Source organism: Psychromonas sp. psych-6C06 (assembly GCF_002835465.1).
Taxonomy (GTDB): domain Bacteria; phylum Pseudomonadota; class Gammaproteobacteria; order Enterobacterales; family Psychromonadaceae; genus Psychromonas.
In genome coordinates, this window is the sequence record NZ_PIZM01000007.1 from 162,656 (window position 1) to 183,541 (window position 20,886).

General features: G+C 40.4%; 19 protein-coding genes and 1 rRNA gene. 11 read left to right on the top strand and 9 right to left on the bottom strand.

Annotation, left to right across the window (positions count from 1 at the left end; genetic code table 11):
* Nucleotides 1-6: 6 nt before the first annotated feature.
* Entirely contained in the window at nucleotides 7-2,187 is a 2,181-nt protein-coding gene (gene mrcB, locus CW745_RS11670; RefSeq protein WP_101108862.1) for a penicillin-binding protein 1B, read from the bottom strand.
* A gap of 11 nt (nucleotides 2,188-2,198) precedes the next feature.
* A complete protein-coding gene (gene hrpB / locus CW745_RS11675; protein ID WP_101108863.1) occupies nucleotides 2,199-4,658 on the bottom strand; it encodes an ATP-dependent helicase HrpB in 2,460 nt (819 codons plus the stop codon).
* A 247-nt stretch (nucleotides 4,659-4,905) separates the two neighbouring features.
* Here hrpB and dksA point away from each other — a divergent pair, with 247 nt between their 5' ends.
* The 10 genes from dksA (at nucleotide 4,906) to CW745_RS11725 (ending at nucleotide 14,530) form a co-directional block, all read left to right on the top strand.
* A complete protein-coding gene (gene dksA, locus CW745_RS11680; RefSeq protein WP_101108864.1) occupies nucleotides 4,906-5,355 on the top strand; it encodes an RNA polymerase-binding protein DksA in 450 nt (149 codons plus the stop codon).
* A 64-nt stretch (nucleotides 5,356-5,419) separates the two neighbouring features.
* Nucleotides 5,420-6,313, top strand: coding sequence for a tRNA glutamyl-Q(34) synthetase GluQRS (gene gluQRS, locus CW745_RS11685; RefSeq protein WP_101108865.1), 894 nt, complete (start codon nucleotides 5,420-5,422; stop codon nucleotides 6,311-6,313).
* A 183-nt stretch (nucleotides 6,314-6,496) separates the two neighbouring features.
* Nucleotides 6,497-7,825 (top strand): polynucleotide adenylyltransferase PcnB, encoded by a 1,329-nt coding sequence (gene pcnB / locus CW745_RS11690; protein ID WP_238596795.1) that lies wholly within the window; start codon nucleotides 6,497-6,499, stop codon nucleotides 7,823-7,825.
* Nucleotides 7,826-7,911: 86 nt separating this feature from the next.
* A complete protein-coding gene (folK, locus tag CW745_RS11695) occupies nucleotides 7,912-8,406 on the top strand; it encodes a 2-amino-4-hydroxy-6-hydroxymethyldihydropteridine diphosphokinase (protein ID WP_101108867.1) in 495 nt (164 codons plus the stop codon).
* Nucleotides 8,407-8,438: 32 nt separating this feature from the next.
* Complete coding sequence (gene panB, locus CW745_RS11700; protein WP_101108868.1) at nucleotides 8,439-9,233, top strand: 3-methyl-2-oxobutanoate hydroxymethyltransferase; 795 nt, start codon at nucleotides 8,439-8,441, stop codon at nucleotides 9,231-9,233.
* 57 nt (nucleotides 9,234-9,290) lie between these two features.
* The gene (gene panC / locus CW745_RS11705; protein ID WP_101108869.1) at nucleotides 9,291-10,157 is read left to right on the top strand and encodes a pantoate--beta-alanine ligase; all 867 of its coding nucleotides are present in this window, start codon (nucleotides 9,291-9,293) and stop codon (nucleotides 10,155-10,157) included.
* A gap of 72 nt (nucleotides 10,158-10,229) precedes the next feature.
* Nucleotides 10,230-10,610: an aspartate 1-decarboxylase gene (gene panD / locus CW745_RS11710; protein ID WP_101108870.1), complete on the top strand. Its 381-nt coding sequence runs from the start codon at nucleotides 10,230-10,232 to the stop codon at nucleotides 10,608-10,610.
* A 123-nt stretch (nucleotides 10,611-10,733) separates the two neighbouring features.
* Entirely contained in the window at nucleotides 10,734-11,873 is a 1,140-nt protein-coding gene (locus CW745_RS11715) for a sugar diacid recognition domain-containing protein (RefSeq protein ID WP_101108871.1), read from the top strand.
* A 156-nt stretch (nucleotides 11,874-12,029) separates the two neighbouring features.
* On the top strand, nucleotides 12,030-13,388 hold the full coding sequence (locus CW745_RS11720) for a GntP family permease (protein WP_101108872.1): 1,359 nt from the start codon (nucleotides 12,030-12,032) through the stop codon (nucleotides 13,386-13,388).
* Between the two features lie 11 nt (nucleotides 13,389-13,399).
* On the top strand, nucleotides 13,400-14,530 hold the full coding sequence (locus CW745_RS11725) for a glycerate kinase (protein WP_101108873.1): 1,131 nt from the start codon (nucleotides 13,400-13,402) through the stop codon (nucleotides 14,528-14,530).
* Between the two features lie 52 nt (nucleotides 14,531-14,582).
* Here the strand turns inward: CW745_RS11725 and CW745_RS11730 are convergent, their stop codons facing one another.
* The 6 genes from CW745_RS11730 to CW745_RS11755 all read right to left on the bottom strand — a co-directional run bounded on the left by CW745_RS11730 (nucleotide 14,583) and on the right by CW745_RS11755 (nucleotide 19,171).
* Nucleotides 14,583-15,185, bottom strand: a complete 603-nt coding sequence (locus CW745_RS11730) for a protein-methionine-sulfoxide reductase heme-binding subunit MsrQ (RefSeq protein ID WP_101108874.1) — start codon at nucleotides 15,183-15,185, stop codon at nucleotides 14,583-14,585.
* Complete coding sequence (msrP, locus tag CW745_RS11735) at nucleotides 15,185-16,213, bottom strand: protein-methionine-sulfoxide reductase catalytic subunit MsrP (RefSeq protein WP_101108875.1); 1,029 nt, start codon at nucleotides 16,211-16,213, stop codon at nucleotides 15,185-15,187. Before msrP ends, CW745_RS11730 begins: the two co-directional genes overlap by 1 nt.
* Nucleotides 16,214-16,281: 68 nt before the next feature.
* Nucleotides 16,282-16,791, bottom strand: a complete 510-nt coding sequence (locus CW745_RS11740; RefSeq protein ID WP_101108876.1) for a hypothetical protein — start codon at nucleotides 16,789-16,791, stop codon at nucleotides 16,282-16,284.
* A 37-nt stretch (nucleotides 16,792-16,828) separates the two neighbouring features.
* On the bottom strand, nucleotides 16,829-17,488 hold the full coding sequence (locus CW745_RS11745) for an SAM-dependent methyltransferase (RefSeq protein WP_101108877.1): 660 nt from the start codon (nucleotides 17,486-17,488) through the stop codon (nucleotides 16,829-16,831).
* Complete coding sequence (locus tag CW745_RS11750; RefSeq protein ID WP_101108878.1) at nucleotides 17,485-18,258, bottom strand: ABC transporter permease; 774 nt, start codon at nucleotides 18,256-18,258, stop codon at nucleotides 17,485-17,487. Before CW745_RS11750 ends, CW745_RS11745 begins: the two co-directional genes overlap by 4 nt.
* Nucleotides 18,245-19,171 carry an ABC transporter ATP-binding protein gene (locus CW745_RS11755; RefSeq protein WP_101108879.1) on the bottom strand — a complete coding sequence of 309 codons (927 nt, stop codon included), beginning with the start codon at nucleotides 19,169-19,171 and terminating at the stop codon, nucleotides 18,245-18,247. Before CW745_RS11755 ends, CW745_RS11750 begins: the two co-directional genes overlap by 14 nt.
* A gap of 199 nt (nucleotides 19,172-19,370) precedes the next feature.
* Here CW745_RS11755 and CW745_RS11760 point away from each other — a divergent pair, with 199 nt between their 5' ends.
* Nucleotides 19,371-19,664 carry a hypothetical protein gene (locus CW745_RS11760; protein WP_101108880.1) on the top strand — a complete coding sequence of 98 codons (294 nt, stop codon included), beginning with the start codon at nucleotides 19,371-19,373 and terminating at the stop codon, nucleotides 19,662-19,664.
* 765 nt (nucleotides 19,665-20,429) lie between these two features.
* Here CW745_RS11760 and rrf read toward each other — a convergent pair.
* A 5S ribosomal RNA gene (rrf, locus tag CW745_RS11765) occupies nucleotides 20,430-20,545 on the bottom strand.
* Nucleotides 20,546-20,886: the final 341 nt, after the last annotated feature.

Sequence of the window (20,886 nt, forward strand, 5' to 3'; positions counted from 1 at the left end):
GCGCCATCAATTATTTTTTTGTTTCATATATTGTGAAAAGAGCACTAAAGCGCCACTACTCCCGGTGAGCTCGGCACTTTTATTGTCATCTCGACCTACCCACGTGGTCACCACCTCTTCACTGTCAAAACCAACAAACCAACTATCTTTAAGGTTGTTAGTTGTGCCCGTTTTTCCTGCAAAAGACTGACCAGGATTACGCCAACGCAAACTGCGTGCAGTGCCTTCGCTGGTGACTTTAGAGAGAGTATTGGTTAACTGGTTTACTGCTACTGTGCTAAAACGTTGCTCACTGCTTTGATCGCGTTGATAAAGTAACTCGCCCTCTTTTGCAACAATAGAGCGGATCATTTGTAAAGGCTGGTAACGTCCTTGCGTGGTGATCGGCTGATACATCTGCGCCACTTCAAAGGGTGACAGAGAAACACTGCCTAGTACTAAAGAGGGATACGCTTTAATTTTTTCTTGAATGCCAAGTTTGTGCAATGTATCAATCACATTGCCTAAACCTACCTTCATACCTAGATTCACTGTCGGGACATTTAAGGATTTATACAATGCTTCTTCAACACTCACAGAGCCACGAAATTTGCGATCATAATTATTTGGTTGCCAACGTTGGCCTGTGCTGTTTTTTAATACTATTTGCTTATCATCAAGCTTATCCTGTAATTGATAGCCTTGTTCTAAAGCAGTTAAATACACGGCAGGTTTAACCAGTGACCCTATGGGACGATTGGCATCTAAAGCGCGATTAAAACCACTAAATTTAACATCACGTCCAGAAACAATGGCACGTAACTCAGCAGCTTCTCTATCGCTAATAACCATTGCCCCCTGAAGCGAGGCGGGTTGTTTTTTATCAACTAAAGCAAGCCCTTTTTGCACCGCAAACTCAGCACCTTGTTGTGCGACAGGGTCAATAGAGGTAAAGATATGTAAACCACTTTGTTTACGAACCGCAGCAGGTACTTGCCTTTTAAGTTCGCGATGTAAAAAACTAATAAAAGCAGGGTTAGCCCGATGATTAAGTGCCGTGCGATCACTTAAGCTTAAGGGATCAGATACTGCATATTTATAATCATTACTGTTAATCAGCCCCTTTTCCACCATCATACGTAATACTAAATCACGCCTTGCTAATGCGCGCTCAGGGTTACGACGCGGATTATAATAAGAAGGCCCTTTTATAATCGCAACCAACAGAGCAATTTGTTCAATGCGTAATTCATTAATAGGCCGTGCGAAGTAAAAGTCACTGGCTAGCCCAATACCATAAACGCCTGATTTTCCATTCTGAGCAAGGTAGACTTCATTCAAATAAGCTTCAAGTAACTTATCTTTACTGTATTTATAATCCATTAATACAGCGATATAAGCCTCTTGAAATTTACGCCACAAACTACGCTCTTGTGTTAAAAACAGGTTTTTAGCCAATTGTTGCGTGAGCGTACTCCCGCCTTGAACCGTATAACCCGCCTTAAAGTTGACGATAAAAGCGCGCACAATAGCCAATGGTGAAATCCCCTGATGGTGATAATAATTTCTATCTTCCATCAATAATAAAGTATCTATAAAAAGATCTGGGATCCTTTCAAAGGGAACAAAAACGCGATCTTCAATTTGATCTGAGTGTAAACGAGATAACAATAATGGCTCTAACTTTACCCGTTCAAGCAATTGACCTTGGCTATTTTTGATCGATTTAACGATACCTTTTGTGAAAGTAATCGCCAACTTATCTTTACCTATAAAGCCATCAGGAAAATCAAAAGTACGACGGTAAATAGTGACACGTTCACCCTTAACTGAAAACTGCCCTGCACTATTAACAACCCGAACCGGGCGGTAATTAAGCATTTTTAATTCGCTGATCAGTGCGTTGGGAGAAAGTAATTGCAGTGGCTCAATAGTGAGTGGACGAGCATAAATCTGAGCCGGTAATGTCCAAGTGCTACCATCAAGTTTTCGTTCAATTTTTTTATCAAAATAGATACCGGCGATCACCATAAAAGCTACAAAGGCCAACGTACTTTTCCAAAAAAATCCCCATATGAAACTTAATAAACGTTGTCCAATAGATGCTTTGGTTGTGTTTTTTGCATTTTTACGCTTTTTAGCGCTCTTTTTAGCCGGCGTTTTTTTTATCGTATTTTTCTTGGTCACTGTTTTTTTTATTTGTGGCATTTATTTTCTACTTACATGTACTTTTTAGTGCGTTTAGTTGCTTGCGCTTGTAATGGATCATCAGGCCAATAATGTTTTGGATAACGTCCACGCATCTCTTTTTTGACTTCATTATACGCACCTTGCCAAAAGGTGGTTAAATCCTGCGTTAATTGTAAAGGTCTTCGTGCTGGAGATAATAACGCTAATTGTAACTTAATTCGTCCATCAAAAATGTAAGGGGTCTCTTGTTGCCCAAACAACTCCTGCAAACGTACCGACAAAACCGGACTTTCATTATTACGATAATTTATTTTTATTTTTGACCCCGTTGGCACTGTGCAATGGGTAGGAAAATGCGCTTCAAACTGCTTTAACACTGGCCAACTTAAACGCGCTAACAATGCAGCTTTAAGATCTAAACGTTTTAGCTGTTCAGGTTTATGGATACTACTTAAAAAAGGAGTTAACCACGTATCAAGCTGATCTAATAACGTAGCGGTTGAGAAGTCAGGAAAATCAAGTTCATATTGAGCGATTTGGTATTGTTGATAAGCATAACTTAAGCGCTGTAATAATTGCGCATTTTCATCGGACCAATTCAGCACCGATAAGCCAGCTTGTTTTATGCCAGCCATTAACGCATCACTTTTTTTGCTATTTGCAATCTCTGTCAATGGCTGTTTGCTGATAGTCAATTTAGCCAGCATTTGTCGTTTTTCAGCAATTAACTTAGGTTTGCCAGTGAACGACCAGTAAATGTGCTCTTGTTCGGAAAAGTAACCGGGCAAATATTCTTTCAGCGCCTGTAGAGAAACCCTTGCTGCTTTATAGATAACACTGTTAACCGTGCGCTCTGAAAAGGCTAAATCTGCAACCACTAACATTTTTTGGCCAAGCAAAGCCGACTCAAAATATAAAGAAGCGCCGATACCACAACTCAATTGGTAACTACCACTGTCATCTCGTGCTAATCCGATACGATCAGGAAAAGCGATCGCGAGCAATAAACCACAATGTTCACTGTTAATATGATGTTGATTTAGAGGGCTATTTAATCGCTTTAATAGTTGCTTTTGTTGCTGTTTAATTAAATAACTCGGCTTGAGCAGGCTTGCTTCAATATCATCGCCACTTTTTTCATTGCCCTCAAGCAATGCAACCAGTAAGCAAGCCGTTTCAACAATTCCTTCAAAAGGTAATGTTTGTGCGGTTAATAAAAGGTGCCCTAGACGCGGATTAACACCTAAGGCGCTAATTGCTTGCCCATGTGAGGTAATGCGCCCTTTATCATCTACGGCCTTAAAAGTCTTAAGAAGCGCTAAAGCGGCATCAATATTAGTTTGGGGTGGCTGAGTGATAAAGTTAAGTGATGCTGGACTAATGACTCCCCAGTTAAGTAATTCCAACATTAACGAAGTGAGTTCGCTACGTTTGATTTCTGGCTCACTTTGCGCTATTAATCGAGTTTCCGCGGTCCATAACCGGTAACAGTGCCCTGCACTTAATCGTCCAGCTCGCCCTGCACGTTGTGTCGCACTGGCTTCACTAATACGCTGCGTTTGTAATTTGCCAATGCCTGACTGTGCTTGATAGCACATACTACGCTCATACCCAGAGTCAACCACGACACTGATACCTTCAATAGTTAAACTGGTTTCGGCAATATTGGTTGCGACTACAATTTTACGTTGCCCAGTTGCACTCTCTGCAATCGCAAGTTGTTGCTCAGCTAAAGTTAATGCGCCATATAAGGGAGCAATAATAACTTCTTTAGGAAGGCGAGGTGCTAATTGTTCGCAACACTGTTTTATCTCTTTAATACCTGCGACAAACAGCAGAATATTACCGGTCTGCTCATTAAAAGCACGTTCAGTCAATTTCACCACATCCGCTACTATCTGTTGTTTAATCCGTTTATTTTCATTTTGGTAGTGATAGTCGATCGGATAACTTCGCCCTAATGAGCTAATAAACAGTGCCTCAGGGAGCTTTTCCTTTAATTGACTGTTATCTAATGTTGCAGACATGATCAGTATTTTCAATGATTCACATAAGCCTGCCTGCGCATCCAATGCTAATGCTAAACCTAAATCGCCTTGTAGATTACGTTCATGAAACTCATCAAAGATCAGTAGATCAACCCCCGTTAATTCAGGATCATTTTGCAATAGCCGTGTCAGCACTCCTTCAGTAACAATCTCTAACTTGGATTGCTTACCCACTCGGCTTTCTCCACGCATTCGGTAACCGATTGTTTCACCAACCTGCTCATTCAGCAATGAGGCAAGATAATAAGCGATATTTTTAGCGGCTAACCTGCGCGGTTCAAGCATAATAATTTTACCTTCAAACCAGCCCTCTTGAACCATTTTGAAAGGTAAGAAGGTCGATTTACCCGCACCAGGTGGCGCCTGTAAAATGACTTGCGTTGCACTCAATAATGTTGATTTTAGCTCGTTAAGGACAGATTCAATCGGTAAAAAAGACAAAATAGATAACCACTCCCTGCAGGGATAAAATAGATAAAGTGGTCAAATCACCACCAGTTAAGTAAAAAAATCAAGATTTGGCGTCGTAAATCAAACTTGTTTATTTGACTCGACACTTAATACTTGCTATAGATAGCCGCCGAAAATAAGCAGAGGCAATTTTAACATCAAATAACGGTCGCTTCTCGTTAATTAATAACTGAATTAAAGTTCACTCTTTACGAGACTTTGATTAGAGGAAAATACTATGCCCGCATCGCAAACAAAAAAAACATTAGGCATTCTAGCCATTGCTGGTGTTGAACCATACCAAGAATCAAAAAATGAAGAGTACATGAGCCAAGGCCAACTGGACCACTTCACGACTATTCTTGGCGCTTGGCGTAATCAACTTCGTGAAGAAGTCGATCGCACTGTTGGACACATGAAAGATGAAGCCTCTAATTTCCCAGATCCAGTTGATCGCGCGACGCAGGAAGAAGAATTTAGTTTAGAGCTACGTGCACGAGATCGTGAACGTCGTTTAATTAAAAAAATCTCTAAGACATTGAAAAAAATCGAAGAAGATGACTTTGGTTTCTGTGACTCTTGTGGCATTGAGATCGGTATTCGCCGTTTAGAAGCGCGTCCGACGGCAGACCTATGTATCGATTGTAAAACACTTGCTGAAATTAAAGAGAAGCAAATTATCGGTTAATTCAGACAGTGTTAATAGCAAACGGTTAGCCAAGTGCTAACCGTTTTTGTTTATGGAGTAATATTTGTCTCAATCTGGTTACATCGGGCGTTTTGCCCCCTCCCCTTCAGGTTCACTACACTTCGGCTCCTTAGTGGCGGCCCTTGGTAGTTATCTGCAAGCAAAATCAAAACAAGGGAAATGGTTAGTCCGAATTGAAGATATTGACCCACCGCGTGAAGTCGATGGGGCAAGTGAAGATATCCTAGCAACCTTATCCGCCTATGGTTTACACCACGATGACCGCGTTATCTATCAAAGCCAACAAAGTACTCATTATGAACAAGCACTTAAGGCATTCAAGCAACAACAGCTAAGTTATAATTGTGATTGCACGCGTAAAATAATCAAACAACAAGGCGGTTTATACCTCGGTTATTGCCGTGAGCGAGCACTATCTGCCGAAGATAATGCACTGCGTATTAATGTCGCGAAACTGGCTCAGCCCATCACCCACTTTTACGACCTACTACAGGGTGAAGTTACCTTAAATAAGCAACAAGCTGATGAAGACTTTATCATCAAACGCAAAGACGGTTTATATGCCTATAATTTAGCGGTGGTAATTGATGATATCAATCAGGGAGTTACTGAAATCGTGCGTGGTGCAGATCTGTTACCGACCACAGGAAAGCAGATATGTTTATACCAACTGTTAGGCCAAAAAACGCCCAGTTATATTCACTTACCACTCGTGGTTACTGAGCCGGGCCTTAAACTTTCAAAACAGAACCATGCACTGGCAATTGATAAACAAAACCCAATACCAACACTGCTTAAAGCACTGGCATTTTTAGGACACGAGGTGCCTGCTTTGGTTAATAAAGGGAGTTGTGAAAGTATTCTAAATTGGGCAGTTAAAAACTGGTGCTTAACAAAGGTCCCCAAACAGACTGAGATCCAACTACTGTCACCATAAAATTAATTTGTGTTTACAGGGGCGTGCACATAAAATAGACGCCTCAACTTTAGTCACCCTATCGAGGATAAGATCATCAAACGATTAAAAAAATTCGTTAAAAAAGTGTTTAACAAAGGCGCAAAAGAGCAACATAGCAACAAAACTAAAAATGCCCCCGTAGCCAATTATGACGCTTATAAAATCCCGCGCAGTGAGCACTCTATTTCGCGTAACGATATTGATGATAATGCTTTAAAGGTACTATACCGCTTGCATAATGCTGGCTTTCGCGCGCTGTTAGTAGGTGGTGGTGTACGAGATCTACTATTAGGGTTAAAACCTAAAGACTTTGATATTACAACTGATGCCACTCCTGAAGAGGTGAAAGCACTGTTTCGTAATTGCCGTTTAATCGGGCGACGTTTTCGTTTAGCACATATTTTGTTTGGCCGAGAGATTATTGAAGTGGCAACATTCCGTGGTCATCATGATGATGATAATGGTCAAGACAAACAAAAAGTAAAGCAATCTCAAGGTGGTATGTTATTGCGTGATAATGTTTACGGCTCTCTTGAAGAAGATGCCGAGCGCCGTGACTTTACTGTTAACGCCCTCTATTACGATATAGCAGACTTTTCTCTTTATGATTTTTGTGGAGGAATGCAAGATCTTGCCGATCGTAAGCTAAAACTAATTGGTGATCCTGAAGTACGCTACCGTGAAGATCCGGTGCGAATGCTACGTGCGATTCGTTTTGCAGGGAAACTCGATCTCGAAATTAGTGATGAATGTGCAGAGCCAATTCGACGTTTAGCACCTTTATTGCAAGACATTCCAGCAGCCCGCCACTTCGATGAAGTTATAAAACTACTGCTCTCTGGGCAAGGCCTTGATACCTATCGCTTGCTAAAAGAATATAAACTCATTCAGATGCTGTTTCCTATCCTATTTAAAGAGGGTGAAGATGACAAAGCAAACAGCATGATTGAACAAGCGTTAAAAGATAGTGACCAACGTATTCAACAAGGTAAACGTGTCACGCCAGCTTATATCTATGCGATTATGCTCTGGTATCCACTTGAACAACGCGCTCATGCTATAAGCTTTGAAAGTGGTATGGAGTATCATGATGCATTTTTATTAGCGATGAATGAAGTACTATCAATTCAAGTTAAAACTATTGCCATTCCAAAACGTTTTACTGCTACGATTCGTGATATTTGGAATCTGCAACTTCGACTACCTCGCTACGGTGGCAAACGCGCACAACGTGTTTATCATCATATTAAATTCCGTGCGGCTTTCGATTTCTTGGAACTTCGTGCGAAAGTAGAGCAAAGTCAAGAGCTTGCAGAGCTTACTGCATGGTGGCAAGAGTACCAATTACATAACGAGCTACCTAAGCACGATCATACACGCAAACGAAACAACCGCTCGACAGAGCAAAAGCCCAATGCAGAAAAAAGTGGTGCAAAAAAACCATATAAAAAGCGTCGCACTAAAAAACCTGCCCCCAAAAGCGCTGAGTAACAGCAAGCAAACCAGTAGTTACTATAAATGGTAACTACTGGATAACACTTCACCTGACAACGCAATAATAAGAGCAAACAATAGCGATGATTAGTTATATTGGAATCGGTAGCAATCAACAAGATCCGATCAAGCAAGCACAGCAAGCGATTGACGCATTAAAGCACATTCCCGATACACGACTAACAAACTGTAGCTCACTGTATTGTAGTGCGCCGATGGGGCCACAGGATCAACCTGATTACATTAATGCTGTTGCTGAAATTGATACGCAATTAACCGCTATAGAGCTACTTGATGCATTACAAGCAATTGAGCAAAACCAAGGACGCGTCCGTAAAGATAACCGCTGGGGTCCTCGCACCTTAGATCTGGATATCATTTTATTTTCCGATCAGCAGATAGAAAATGACCGCCTTATAATTCCTCACTATGGCATGCAAGAGCGTGAATTTGTGCTCTATCCACTGTTTGAAATCGCGCCAAATTTAACCCTACCAAATGGCATACAATTATCGCAATTAGTCACATTATGTGATAAAAATGGTCTGACCACGATAAGTGATAATGATCACTCTTAATAAAATTTAAATTTCCAAATGATGGAGTTAACATGGCTCGAATTAGCGTTTCTCGTTTAGCTAAAATGAAAACCGAAAATGAAAAGATCACCTGTATAACAGCTTATGATGCAAGTTTCGCTGCTATTTTTGATCAAGCAGGGATTCAAGTATTACTAGTCGGAGACTCGTTAGGTATGGTGTTACAAGGGCATGAATCTACTTTGCCAGTGACCGTTGAAGATATCAAATACCACACTGCTTCAGTCGCAAGTACAGCTAAAAACTCACTTATTATCGCTGATCTTCCTTTCATGAGTTACAGCACAGCAGAGCAAACCTTCGAAAATGCAGCCACCTTGATGCGCGCAGGTGCAAATATGGTCAAGCTAGAAGGGGGAGAGTGGTTAAGTGAATCTGTGCAAGGCTTAGTTGAGCGTGGCATTCCAGTATGTGGTCACCTTGGTTTAACGCCTCAATCTGTTAACGTTTTTGGTGGATATAAAGTACAAGGGCGTGAAGATGAACAAGCAGAAAAATTACTTGCTGACGCGCTGTTACTTGAAAAATCGGGTATTCAGTTATTAGTGCTTGAGTGTGTACCTGTGACATTAGCAGAACGAGTCAGTAAAGCACTTGCTATCCCAGTTATTGGAATAGGCGCAGGAGCACAAACCGACGGACAAATTTTAGTAATGCATGATGCTTTTGGCATCTCAGCGGGCTTTTGCCCTAAGTTTTCGAAAAACTTCTTAGTTGAAACTGGCGATATTCGTCGTGCAGTTGCACTTTATAAAGAGCAAGTTGAAGGCGGAATATTCCCAGCCGATGAACATAGTTTTTATTAATTTTTTAATAGCAGCCGATATAGATGCATTTAATATAGATAAATTAGGCAAAGATAGATGTTAGTGATTGACTCCCCTTGCGCATTACGTGAAGCAATTAAACAGTTCAAACAACAGGGTAAAGCGATTAGTTTTATTCCAACCATGGGTAACCTGCATTCTGGGCATATCGAGCTCGTTAAGCGAGGACAACAGATAGCTCCCGTTTCAGTGGTCAGTATTTTTGTAAACCCTATGCAATTTAATAATGCAGATGATCTCAAAAATTACCCTAAAACATTAACTGCTGATTGTCAGGCACTTGAAGCTGTAGGTGTAGATATCGTGTTTACCCCCAGTAGCGAGGTAATCTACCCAAATGGATTAGCCGCACAAACCTACATCGAAGTACCAGAACTGTCGAACTGTTTAGAGGGCGAACTTCGTCCAGGTCATTTTCGTGGCATGAGCACCATCGTTAATAAACTCTTTAATTTAGTACAACCCGATTACGCATGCTTTGGCGAAAAAGATTTCCAACAACTTGCGATTGTTAAACAGATGGTCGCCGATATGGCTTTGCCTATCGAAATCATACCTGTCGCAACCGTACGAGAGGAGTCTGGCTTGGCAATGAGCTCCCGTAATAACAAACTTAGTGAACCGGAAAAGCAACTCGCACCTTTATTGGCCAAAGTGATGAATCAACTTGCAAAAGATGTTCAAAAAGCAACAACGCAACATTCACTGTTAATTCATGACGCATCTCGCACTTTAAACGCCTCTGGTTTCGCGGTTGACGATATTCATATTGTCGATAGCGCAACCTTAAAGCCGGTGACAGAAACAACAAAACAAGCAGTTATATTAATGGCTGCTTTTTTAGGAACAACCCGCTTAATTGATAATAAAGTGGTAACTTTAAACGAGCATTTGCACCATTAAAGATTTTACTTTATAGTCGCCATCTTGCTGAAAAAGTCAGCAATTATTTAAAATGAAAAAGAAAGGTTTTGTATGCAAAAAACATTGTTGACTGGCAAACTTCACCAAGCACGCGTGACACATGCTGAATTAAATTACGAAGGCTCATGCGCTATTGACCAAGACTTTCTTGATCAATCTGGTATTCTAGAATACGAAAAGATCGAAATTTACAATATTGAAACAGGTGGACGCTTCTCTACTTACGCTATTTCTGGTGAACGTGGCTCGAAAATTATCTCTGTTAATGGTGCAGCTGCACGTATGGCTGCAGTCGGTGACCGCATTATTATTTGTGCTTACGCAAGCATGGATGAAGCAGAAATTGCAGCACATAAGCCAAGTTTGGTTTACTTAGATGCAGACAATAACATCGTTCGTACAAGTAAAGATGTACCAATGCAAGTCGCTTAAATAAGTGATGGTGCCTACAAGTTCAATAGGTAGGAAGTAAACGACGCCATATCACTTGCAAAAGATGAAATCCGATAATAGGTTACTGTTATCGGATTTTTTTTATTCAAAATTAGGTAATAGATGTTTTTATTAGATAGCCAACTAGCACAGCAAATTGCAGATCGCACCATGGAGATCATTGGCAATAATATCAATGTGATGAACCAATCTGGCGTAATTATTGGCAGCGGTGATAAAAGCCGACTGTCTAAAACCCATGATGGCGCCCTACTTGCACTACAACGTGGCGAGACTGTTGAAGTCACGCAAAGTAACAGTCAGTCATTAAAAGGGGTTAAGCCCGGTATTAACTTGATATTAAAAATATCAGACAAAATTATTGGCGTTATTGGCATTACAGGCGATCCCGATGAAATTCGTAATTACGCTAAATTAGTAAAAATGACGGCTGAAATGATTGTTGAACAAGCAACTTTAACAGAGCGTTTACAGTGGGATAGACGTCACCGTGAAGAGTTCATCAGTAGCTGGATAAGTGGTGAGATCCAACAAAGTGAATTGCTTGATTGGGGAAAACGTTTAGATATCGATACCACTGCACCACGTGTAGCCGTTATTATTCGCTTTAGGGCAAGTGAACAACCGATGAGTTTACGTGATATTCGACGAGTGGTTGAGTTACTCGAACGCCCCTACCGTGATAATTTAGTGGCGGTGTTATCGATGAATGAAATCCTCGTGCTAAAACCTGCAACCTTTTACCAAGGAGAGTGGAACAGCCATGAAGAGAGTAAGCGCATTGACCAACTATTAATACGTTTAAAACAATACGATATCATTGATATTGATATCGCACTGGGTCATTATTTCATTGGAGAGCAAGCAATCCCCCTCTCATTTCAAAGTGCTCAACTAACCCTACAAGCAGGATTAAATAGCAATAATAACAAGCACTTATACGATGAATTACGCTTACCTGTATTATTATCTCCACTACAGAACTCTTGGCAAGCAGAGCAACTGTGTAAAGCCTTTAAACGACTACAATGTGAAGATAAAAATGGTCAGCTAGTGAAAACATTAAAAGCGCTGTTTCTTTACCAGCATTCATTAACTGAATGTGCTGAATCCCTATTTATACACCGTAATACCTTGCGTTATCGTATTAAAAAAATAAAAGAGATAACCAAATTAGACCCTGAAAACTTAGCGGGATTATTAGAGCTTTATATCGGCTATCAGCTTAAAAAAACAGGCTAGAAAAAACAATCTTTAACACTGCTGTGCAAACGCACAAAAAGCTAACATCCAAAATGGTGAATATTTGTTCGCCTGTCTAACGCTATTACAAAACGAAGCAGGGATAATGTTCACCAGAGCTAATACATTGTGTATTAGAAAATATATGGAAATATTATGAGCCTAATACTTATTTTAATTGCCGTGATTGCATTTATTGTTGTCGCGACGACAAAATTCAAACTACACCCATTTTTGGCCTTGCTACTCTCTGCATTTATTGCAGCCTTTGCCTACGGCCTTCCCTCCTCCGATATTACAAAAATCATTGCCAGTGGTTTTGGTGGCATTCTAGGTTATATCGGTTTAGTGATTGTACTGGGTACGATCATCGGTATTATTCTAGAAAAAAGTGGCGCTGCAATTACCATGGCCGATTGGGTCATTAAAGTATTAGGCGAACGCTTCCCAACGCTTACCATGACCATTATCGGTTACATCGTTTCTATTCCCGTTTTCTGTGATTCTGGTTTTGTTATTCTCAACTCGTTACGTGAATCACTCGCAACACGTATGAAAACTTCAGGAGTGGCAATGAGTGTCGCACTAGCAGCAGGATTATATGCAACACATACCTTTATTCCTCCAACACCAGGACCAATAGCGGCAGCGGGTAATTTAGGTTTAGAGTCTAATTTAGGACTGGTTATTTTAGTTGGTGCCTTTGTCGCGGCCGGTGCGGCACTTGCAGGTACATTATGGGCAAACCGTTTTAAAAATGTGCAACCTGATGTTCTTTCAGAGCAAGATGAACACAAGGTCGACCAATCTTGGAAAGAGTTGAAAGCATCATACGGCACACTGCCAACAGCAAGCCAAGCATTCGCACCAATTTTTGTGCCTATTTTATTGATCTGTTTTTCTTCGATTGCAAAATTCCCGAGCCACCCACTAGGTGATGGCACGCTATTTGATATTCTGGTTTTCTTAGGTCAGCCTATTACCGCATTGCTTATTGGTCTACTCCTTTCATTACGTCTATTAAAATCCGATGATAAAATCAAAGAGTTTGGTGAGCGTATTAGCCATGGTATTACAGTAGCTGCCCCTATTTTACTCATAACGGGCGCGGGTGGTGCATTTGGTGCCGTCTTAAAAGCAACACCACTTGGCGACTACCTTGGGGCAACATTGTCAGGCTTAGGTATTGGTATTTTCATGCCCTTCATTGTCGCAGCCGCGTTAAAATCAGCGCAGGGATCATCAACAGTCGCATTAGTAACCACATCTGCTTTAGTTGCGCCAATGCTTGCACAGTTGGGACTAGATTCAGAAATGGGTCGCGTATTAACCGTAATGGCTATTGGTGCCGGTGCGATGACCGTTTCACACGCCAATGATAGCTTCTTCTGGGTAGTTTCTCAGTTTAGCCGTATGTCAGTGGGCCTTGCTTATCGAGCACAAACTATGTCGACCCTTATACAAGGGATCACAGGCATTACCCTTGTTTATATTTTAAGTTTATTTTTGCTGTAGCCGGAGATTAAATGAAAATTATTATCGCACCAGACTCATTCAAAGAGAGCTTAACGGCAAAACAGGTATGTAGCGCTATTGAAGTAGGATTTAAACGTGTCTTTCCTGATGCTCAATATGTGTCGGTACCTGTTGCAGATGGTGGTGAAGGAACGGTGCAATCTCTTGTCGATGCCACTAACGGAAAAATTGTTGAGCTTACAGTTACCGGACCATTAGGGATACCTGTTGAAGCCTTTTATGGCCTGTTAGGAGATAAGCAAACAGCCGTGATTGAAATGGCGGCTGCCAGTGGATTAGATCATGTACCCGCTGCACAACGAGATCCTAAAATAACCAGCAGCTACGGCACAGGTGAATTAATAAAAGCAGCGCTTGATAGCGGTGTAAAAAAATTAATTATTGGCTTAGGAGGCAGTGCAACCAATGATGGTGGCATCGGTATGCTGGCCGCTTTAGGCGCACGCTTTAGCGACTGTGAGGGGCAATCTGTTTCATTAAATGGTGCGGGCCTGCAACATATACAAGCAATTGATATCAGCCAGTTAGATAAACGCCTTGCTGAATGTCAAATATCACTCGCCTGTGATGTTGATAATCCGCTTTGTGGTGCAAATGGTGCGAGTGCTATTTTTGGTCCACAAAAAGGCGCATCACGTGAAGATGTTGATTTATTAGATGCTGGACTTTTACATTACAGCCAGAAGATAAAAACACATTTCAATGTCGATTTACAAAACAGATCAGGAATGGGAGCGGCTGGCGGTATGGGCGTTGCATTTATGGCTTTTACTAATGCAACAATGCAAACGGGTATTAAGCTTGTGTTGGAGACCGTTAAGCTGAATGCGCATTTACAGGATGCTAACTTAGTATTGACAGGTGAAGGTCGTATTGACGCTCAAACCGTACATGGGAAAACGCCTATGGGCGTCGCTCAGTGCGCCAAACAGTATAATTTACCTGTTATTGCCATCGCAGGTTGTCTTGGAGAGGGTCATCAAGCCGTTTACGATTGTGGGATTGATGCAGCATTTGCAGCCACACCAAAAGCGATGTCGCTGCAGGAAGCCTTTGATAATGCATCGGTTAATGTCAGCAATTTGGCGGAAAACATTGCCAGAGCTTATAACTTAACCTGAAATTAAACTTAAATTAACAAACTTTATTCCCCGCTAGCGATCATTTTAAATGCTAATGGGGTTTTATTAAGCGTTGAAAATATTGTTTACGCTCTACTAATAAATAGGCACAGATAATAAGGTACACAGTAGCTTCAATAAGCCCCGATTTAACCGACCAATAATAATGAATAGTGGCAAATAACACCGCCCAATAAACAAAACGATGTAAAGTGAGCCATTTACGCTTCATTGCGCGTCGAATTGCATCTATAGAGGTAATACTCAGTAAAAGCAGGATTATCCAAGCGAGCATTCCTAAGCTGAGGTAGGGACGCTTTATCACCTCTTCAAAAAACAACTGAAACTCCCATTGTAAATCTAACCATATAAAGACCAATAAATGTAAACACACCCAGAAAAAACTGTATAAGCCTAATAAGCGTCTTACGCGGATCAATAAAGGTTGCTTGAAACGTTTAATAACAGGCGTTACCAATAGGGTTAATAGTAAAAAATTAAGGGACGTTTTACCTAAAAAGTGGGTTAACTCTTTCACCGGATCTGCCCCTAACAGATCCTGTTCGACTAAATAGAAAAGCCAAATAAAAGTCGCTAATGCACCGAGGTGAATAGCGACTTTTAAGTAAAAAACACCGCGAACTGATAACTTCATTAATAGTTTCTTTTTAAGTCTAAGTTTTCATATAAATGTGCCACTTCGTCGCCATAACCATTGAACATCAAGGTCTTTTTACGCTCCTGTGCAAACACACTCCCTGCACCAATAAAGCGCTCCGTCGCTTGGCTCCAACGAGGATGATCAACATTAGGGTTTACATTGGCATAGAAGCCATATTCAGAATGAGCAATTTTTTTCCAAGTATTCAATGGCGCTTTATCGGTTAATGTAATGCGCACAATGGATTTGATACCTTTGAAGCCATACTTCCATGGCACAACCAAACGAATAGGAGCCCCATTTTGTGGCGCGAGCGTTTGCCCATATAAGCCAACCGAGAGAAGCGTAAGTGGATTCATTGCCTCATCTAAGCGTAACCCTTCGACATAAGGGTAATCGATACCTCCACCAACGCGCCTTGATGCTTGGCCACGCATTTGTGTTTCATCATGTAGAGTTTCAAAACGCACATATTTCGCAGATGATTGAGGGGAAACCGATTTAAGTAACGTCGCTAATGTAAAGCCTAGCCAAGGGATATTCATCGACCACCCTTCTACACAGCGCATACGATAAAAGCGCTCTTCAATAGCAAAACGCTTTAAAAGATCTTCATAATTAAGCGTCACCGGTTTATCCACTAAGCCATCAATAGTGAGTGACCAAGGATCAACTTTAAACTGTTGCCCATATTCAAAAGGATCTGATTTACCGGTGCCAAACTCGTAGAAATTATTATATTGAAGCACCTTTTTTTCAGGCGTGAGTGGCGATAATGATCGATATTCCTCAGGCTGAGAAAACGATAAAGGTTTACGCCTAAAGATTAAACCACTATTATCAGGCGCATCGGGCGCATCTGAAAACAGGTCAAATAGTCCCGCTTGTGCATTTGGAATAAACGGGACAGAAGCAAGCCCAAATCCAAGCTTTTTTAATAATGAACGTCGCTCAATATAATGGCTTTCATCGGTTAGAGATGATTCTTTAAGATCGGATTTAACACTATTTTTAATTAACATAAATTATCCCTTTATTGGCGCTATTACATAATAGAACGAATAAAGGGCAATAAAATTTCAATTAACTGTTATTTACCAATAACAGCGACACCCTCTTGATTTTTTTTCTGGGTTTTCTTCGTTGTATCTTCCGGTAGATCGGAACGTGGATCATTAAGCATCACCACTAATTTATCACACAGCTGCTTTTTGCCAGCCTCATCAAATTTAGCATGCTGGGACTTAGCCTGTTGCTGCGCGCGAGCCAAACTTTGCTTTTTAAATTTAGTGTAACTAGCATTAAATGCTTCATTCTGGTCCGCCGCTTGCTCCAGTAATAGCCAATATACCTGCCAACGATTCGCATTACGTTTTTGCCATGCAGTTAAACTACTTTCAAGTTCTTCTTTCTCAACAAAGTCATAAGACCAGCATTGATTAAAAAAGCTTTCCCACATGTCTTTCGCAGTATGAGCCTGTAAAGGAATAGCTAACGGATTGGTTTTATTTGCGCCTGCGACTTGGTTTGCACTAACAGTTAATGAGGCAGTTAAAGAAATAGCTAATAAACTCGAAGTTAATAACGTTTTAATTTTCATATCATCATCCTTGATTAATATAATGCTAAATTACAATTTAGCGGAGGGTTGAGGTTAAGCGTAATGAATTTTGTCCACTCGCCCAATATTTTCGTTCAAAAGGGGTTATCGCCTTTTCCGACTTGTAAGGCTCAACTTTACAACTTTGCTCGGCTAAAGTTAATGCTCTTGCAAACTCTTTGATATAGATGTCCCAATTACTACGTAATTCTAACTCGCCACCTAATTCAATAATAGAGGGAAAAACAGCACTTCCATGCCAGCGACGCTGTAAATGCTTAGATTTTGGCCAAGGGTTAGGGTAAAGCAAATAATGATGAGAAAGTGTCCAGTTAGCTTCCACCGCCAGACGCCAAAAATCATTAAGATTAACCTGTAATAAACGGTAATTATCTATCTCTTCAAATCCATGTTTACCCAATCGGTCTGCAGATTTATCCATACCTAATATAATGGCTTCTGGATGTGCCTTAGCAAGGTGATAAGTACTTTCACCAACCCCACAACATGAATCAAAGATAATGGGTTTTCCTTGTTGCTCCACCCACTTCTCTATCTCTTTAAATGCTTCAAAGGTATGCGTTTGGTAAGGTTTACGAAATGGATGCTGTAAGTGTTTTAGTACCACTTCATCTAACTGCTCATGTAACCCCGGCTGATTACTGCTAATAGTGCGTGAGTTTCCTAATTCATTCATGAGCGGATACCTACCCCTTTGCTTAAAAGGACTGTAACAAGACCGTAAAGCATAACAATGAAGATAGCAATCACAGAAAATGACCAAGTTAACGACACATCAGCGACGCCTAAAAAACCATAGCGAAATGCGTTTATCATATAAAACACGGGATTAAAATGGGAAACAGTCTGCCAGAAATCAGGTAGTAAAGTAATTGAGTAAAATACCCCTCCAAGATACGTCAATGGCGTTAATACGAATGTAGGAATAATACTAATATCATCAAAAGTTTTAGCGAAAATTGCATTTAATAAACCTCCAATTGAAAAGAGGACGGATGTACATAAGACACTTAGTATGAGAATGAAAACATTAAAGATATGCAAGTCGACAAAAAATAGGGAGACACAAGTAACCAGAAAACCAACCATTAAACCTCGGGCGACACCACCACCAATATAACCCCAAACGATAACGTAATTAGGGACAGGAGCGACTAATAGCTCTTCAACATTACGCTGGAACTTCGCACTAAAGAATGATGATGCGACATTAGAATAGGAGTTTGTTATTACCGACATCATGATTAAGCCAGGAACAATAAATGACATATAATCAAAGCCACTCATTTGTCCAATTCTTGAGCCAATTAGGTTACCAAAAATGACGAAATAAAGGCTCATAGTAATCACAGGTGGCACCAATGTTTGCACCCAAATACGTAAAAAACGATTCGTCTCTTTACGCCAAATACTCTTTAGAGCAATAAAGTAATTACGATTTAACATTATCTGATCCCTTTTCTACCAATTCAATAAACAACTCTTCTAAGCGATTCGCTTTGTTACGCATACTATTCACTCTAATCCCTTGCGCACTAAGCTCTGAAAAAACTTTATTTAAAGATTGTTCTTTATCAAGCTCAATCTCTAGTGTGACTTCATCCGTTTGTTTAATTGTGAAGAAATTACTACTTGGTAAGTGTGTAGGTGGGTCAACATCAAAAATAAACGTTTCTGTAGCAAGTCGCGCAAGCAAAGATTTCATACTGGTATTTTCAACTAAATTGCCTTTATCGATAATGCCGATATTACGACATAACATTTCTGCTTCTTCTAAATAATGGGTAGTCAAAATAATAGTAACGCCCTGCTTATTGATCAGCTGTAAAAACTCCCACATTGAACGGCGAACCTCAATATCAACACCCGCTGTAGGTTCATCAAGGATAAGTAAACGTGGTTCATGCATTAAAGCACGAGCGATCATTAAACGGCGTTTCATACCACCAGAAAGCTCACGTGCAGGTTGATCTCTTTTCTCCCAAAGATCGAGTTGCTTAAGAAATCTTTCAGCGCGTACTAGGGCGTCTCTACGTTTAATGCCGTAATAACCCGCTTGATTAACGAGAATCTGTAAGGGAGGTTCAAATTGGTTAAAGTTAAACTCTTGTGGAACTAACCCTATTTGTTGTTTAGCTTGTTCAAGCTGCGTTGAAAGGTCAAAACCAAAAATACTAACAGTACCAGATGTCTTATTCACCAAAGAGGAGATAATACCGATAGTAGTCGACTTACCAGCACCATTTGGTCCAAGTAATGCGTAGAAATCTCCCTCTTTAACGGCTAAAGAGATCCCTTTCAATGCTTCAACACCACCTTTATATACCTTCTTAATGTTTGTTAACTCGATTGCATTCATCAAAAAACCTTAAATATCTATGCTAAATCTTTACGGAAAAGTAATTGTAACATCAACTGTTAATATCTAATGGAAAAAATGAGAACAATAAAAATATGGCTAATATGTGCACGGGATTGTATATAAAAGCAGTTTATAAAATAAATAAAACGTAAATAAGCTATAACTAATAATAGACACTCAAGAAAAGGTAATAGATATGATATTTTCTCGTGGACAAGTACTGCTCTGTAATAATGGAACATGGAGAAAGGTAACCGGTGTTAACCGATTGAAAGGTGAGGTTTATTACACTAGTAACTCAGGTAACGGAAAGAAAATTCACGCAATGCCAAATATGAGTATGCAATTCTGGTGTACTTACCATGACGTACGCGAAGTAGATTCGATACATACGGCAGAGTTATGTACAAGGTTCCCTGAGCTACAAAAAACAGCCCAAAGTAAGGGGTTACATTTCGCAGAAAAACATATCACGTTAGCATTGAGCTGAAGTTATGCAGTCATAGCAACTAGTCTGTGTTTAGGCCCCATGCGCTGACGATAAAACACTCATAGAAAACAACCAGTTAGCCCAACATCAATGTAGCGACAAACAATCTACCCATGTTGTACTAAATATTAAAGTGCTTAAGAAGTGGTTATTATAGCAAATCCACTAAATAACTGTTCAATATTACTGGTTAAAAGAAGCTATTTCAGCGCTAAAAATTTCGTAAAGGGAACAACCATTTGCATCAATTTTCGCCTTGAACTAACTCCTTTTTCCTGCGTAATATTTGATCACTATATTAGCGGAATTGGTATTAATCATTTATTTCTATCCAATTACGGCAAGCACTTAGCTATGCTTCATTTTTAAAATCCATAAAACGAAAAAATCCCTGCTGACGTGGTCAACAGGGATTGTTCGTATTAGGCGTTTGGCGATGGAAAGGGTTCGCAGAGCTCACCCGCTCGTGAAACATCGCTGTCGCGATACTCGCCCTACTCTCTCCGTAGCTCATCATAAATCATAGGCAATCCCCCCCCCTGTCGGGAACTAACTCGACAGGGGGTTTTTATTGGGCGTTTGGCGATGGGTGGACATTGCTCATGAGCCATCGCTTCGCTATATTCGCCCTACTATCCCATGATTTGCTACTACCTACGGCAGGCTGTTCACCTTTCCCCATGTGAGAGTAGGTCTTCATTTATCAAATGCCTAAAACGAAAAAATCCCTGCTGACGTAGTCAACAGGGATTGTTCGTATTAGGCGTTTGGCGATGACCTACTCTCACATGGGGAGACCCCACACTACCATCGGCGCAACTGCGTTTCACTACTGAGTTCGGAATGGAATCAGGTGGGACCACAGCGCTATTGTCGCCAAACAAAAAAGTTAATTAGAAAAGCTAATGAAAACTTTTGAGCCTAAGCTCAAAATGTTTACCCGTTAGGAGATTAATGTCTTTTTATTAATCTTCCGATAGGGTTTGTTCTTTGAATCGTTCTTTAAAATCTGCAATTTCGTAAAATATGCTTCGCAAGCATTTCTTTTATAGTCTTTCGACTCGTCTTGGTACACAAAACTCTTAGAGTTTGTATGGTTAAGCCTCACGGGTAATTAGTACAAGTTAGCTCAAATATTTACTGCACTTCAAATGGAAGAGTCCTGGTTGGGGAGACGTGATTGATATCGGTGTTTGACGTCGTTATTGAACAGCGTAATGCT

Coding starts and splice junctions, on each gene's coding strand:
- CW745_RS11750 (WP_101108878.1), bottom strand. CDS start 18,258: ATGTTAAATCGTAATTACTTTATTGCTCTAAAGAGTATTTGGCGTAAA.
- CW745_RS11740 (WP_101108876.1), bottom strand. CDS start 16,791: ATGAAAATTAAAACGTTATTAACTTCGAGTTTATTAGCTATTTCTTTA.
- panC (WP_101108869.1), top strand. CDS start 9,291: ATGTTAGTGATTGACTCCCCTTGCGCATTACGTGAAGCAATTAAACAG.
- CW745_RS11760 (WP_101108880.1), top strand. CDS start 19,371: ATGATATTTTCTCGTGGACAAGTACTGCTCTGTAATAATGGAACATGG.
- CW745_RS11730 (WP_101108874.1), bottom strand. CDS start 15,185: ATGAAGTTATCAGTTCGCGGTGTTTTTTACTTAAAAGTCGCTATTCAC.
- dksA (WP_101108864.1), top strand. CDS start 4,906: ATGCCCGCATCGCAAACAAAAAAAACATTAGGCATTCTAGCCATTGCT.
- CW745_RS11755 (WP_101108879.1), bottom strand. CDS start 19,171: ATGAATGCAATCGAGTTAACAAACATTAAGAAGGTATATAAAGGTGGT.
- msrP (WP_101108875.1), bottom strand. CDS start 16,213: ATGTTAATTAAAAATAGTGTTAAATCCGATCTTAAAGAATCATCTCTA.
- panD (WP_101108870.1), top strand. CDS start 10,230: ATGCAAAAAACATTGTTGACTGGCAAACTTCACCAAGCACGCGTGACA.
- CW745_RS11725 (WP_101108873.1), top strand. CDS start 13,400: ATGAAAATTATTATCGCACCAGACTCATTCAAAGAGAGCTTAACGGCA.
- panB (WP_101108868.1), top strand. CDS start 8,439: ATGGCTCGAATTAGCGTTTCTCGTTTAGCTAAAATGAAAACCGAAAAT.
- mrcB (WP_101108862.1), bottom strand. CDS start 2,187: ATGCCACAAATAAAAAAAACAGTGACCAAGAAAAATACGATAAAAAAA.
- CW745_RS11720 (WP_101108872.1), top strand. CDS start 12,030: ATGAGCCTAATACTTATTTTAATTGCCGTGATTGCATTTATTGTTGTC.
- CW745_RS11715 (WP_101108871.1), top strand. CDS start 10,734: ATGTTTTTATTAGATAGCCAACTAGCACAGCAAATTGCAGATCGCACC.
- folK (WP_101108867.1), top strand. CDS start 7,912: ATGATTAGTTATATTGGAATCGGTAGCAATCAACAAGATCCGATCAAG.
- CW745_RS11745 (WP_101108877.1), bottom strand. CDS start 17,488: ATGAATGAATTAGGAAACTCACGCACTATTAGCAGTAATCAGCCGGGG.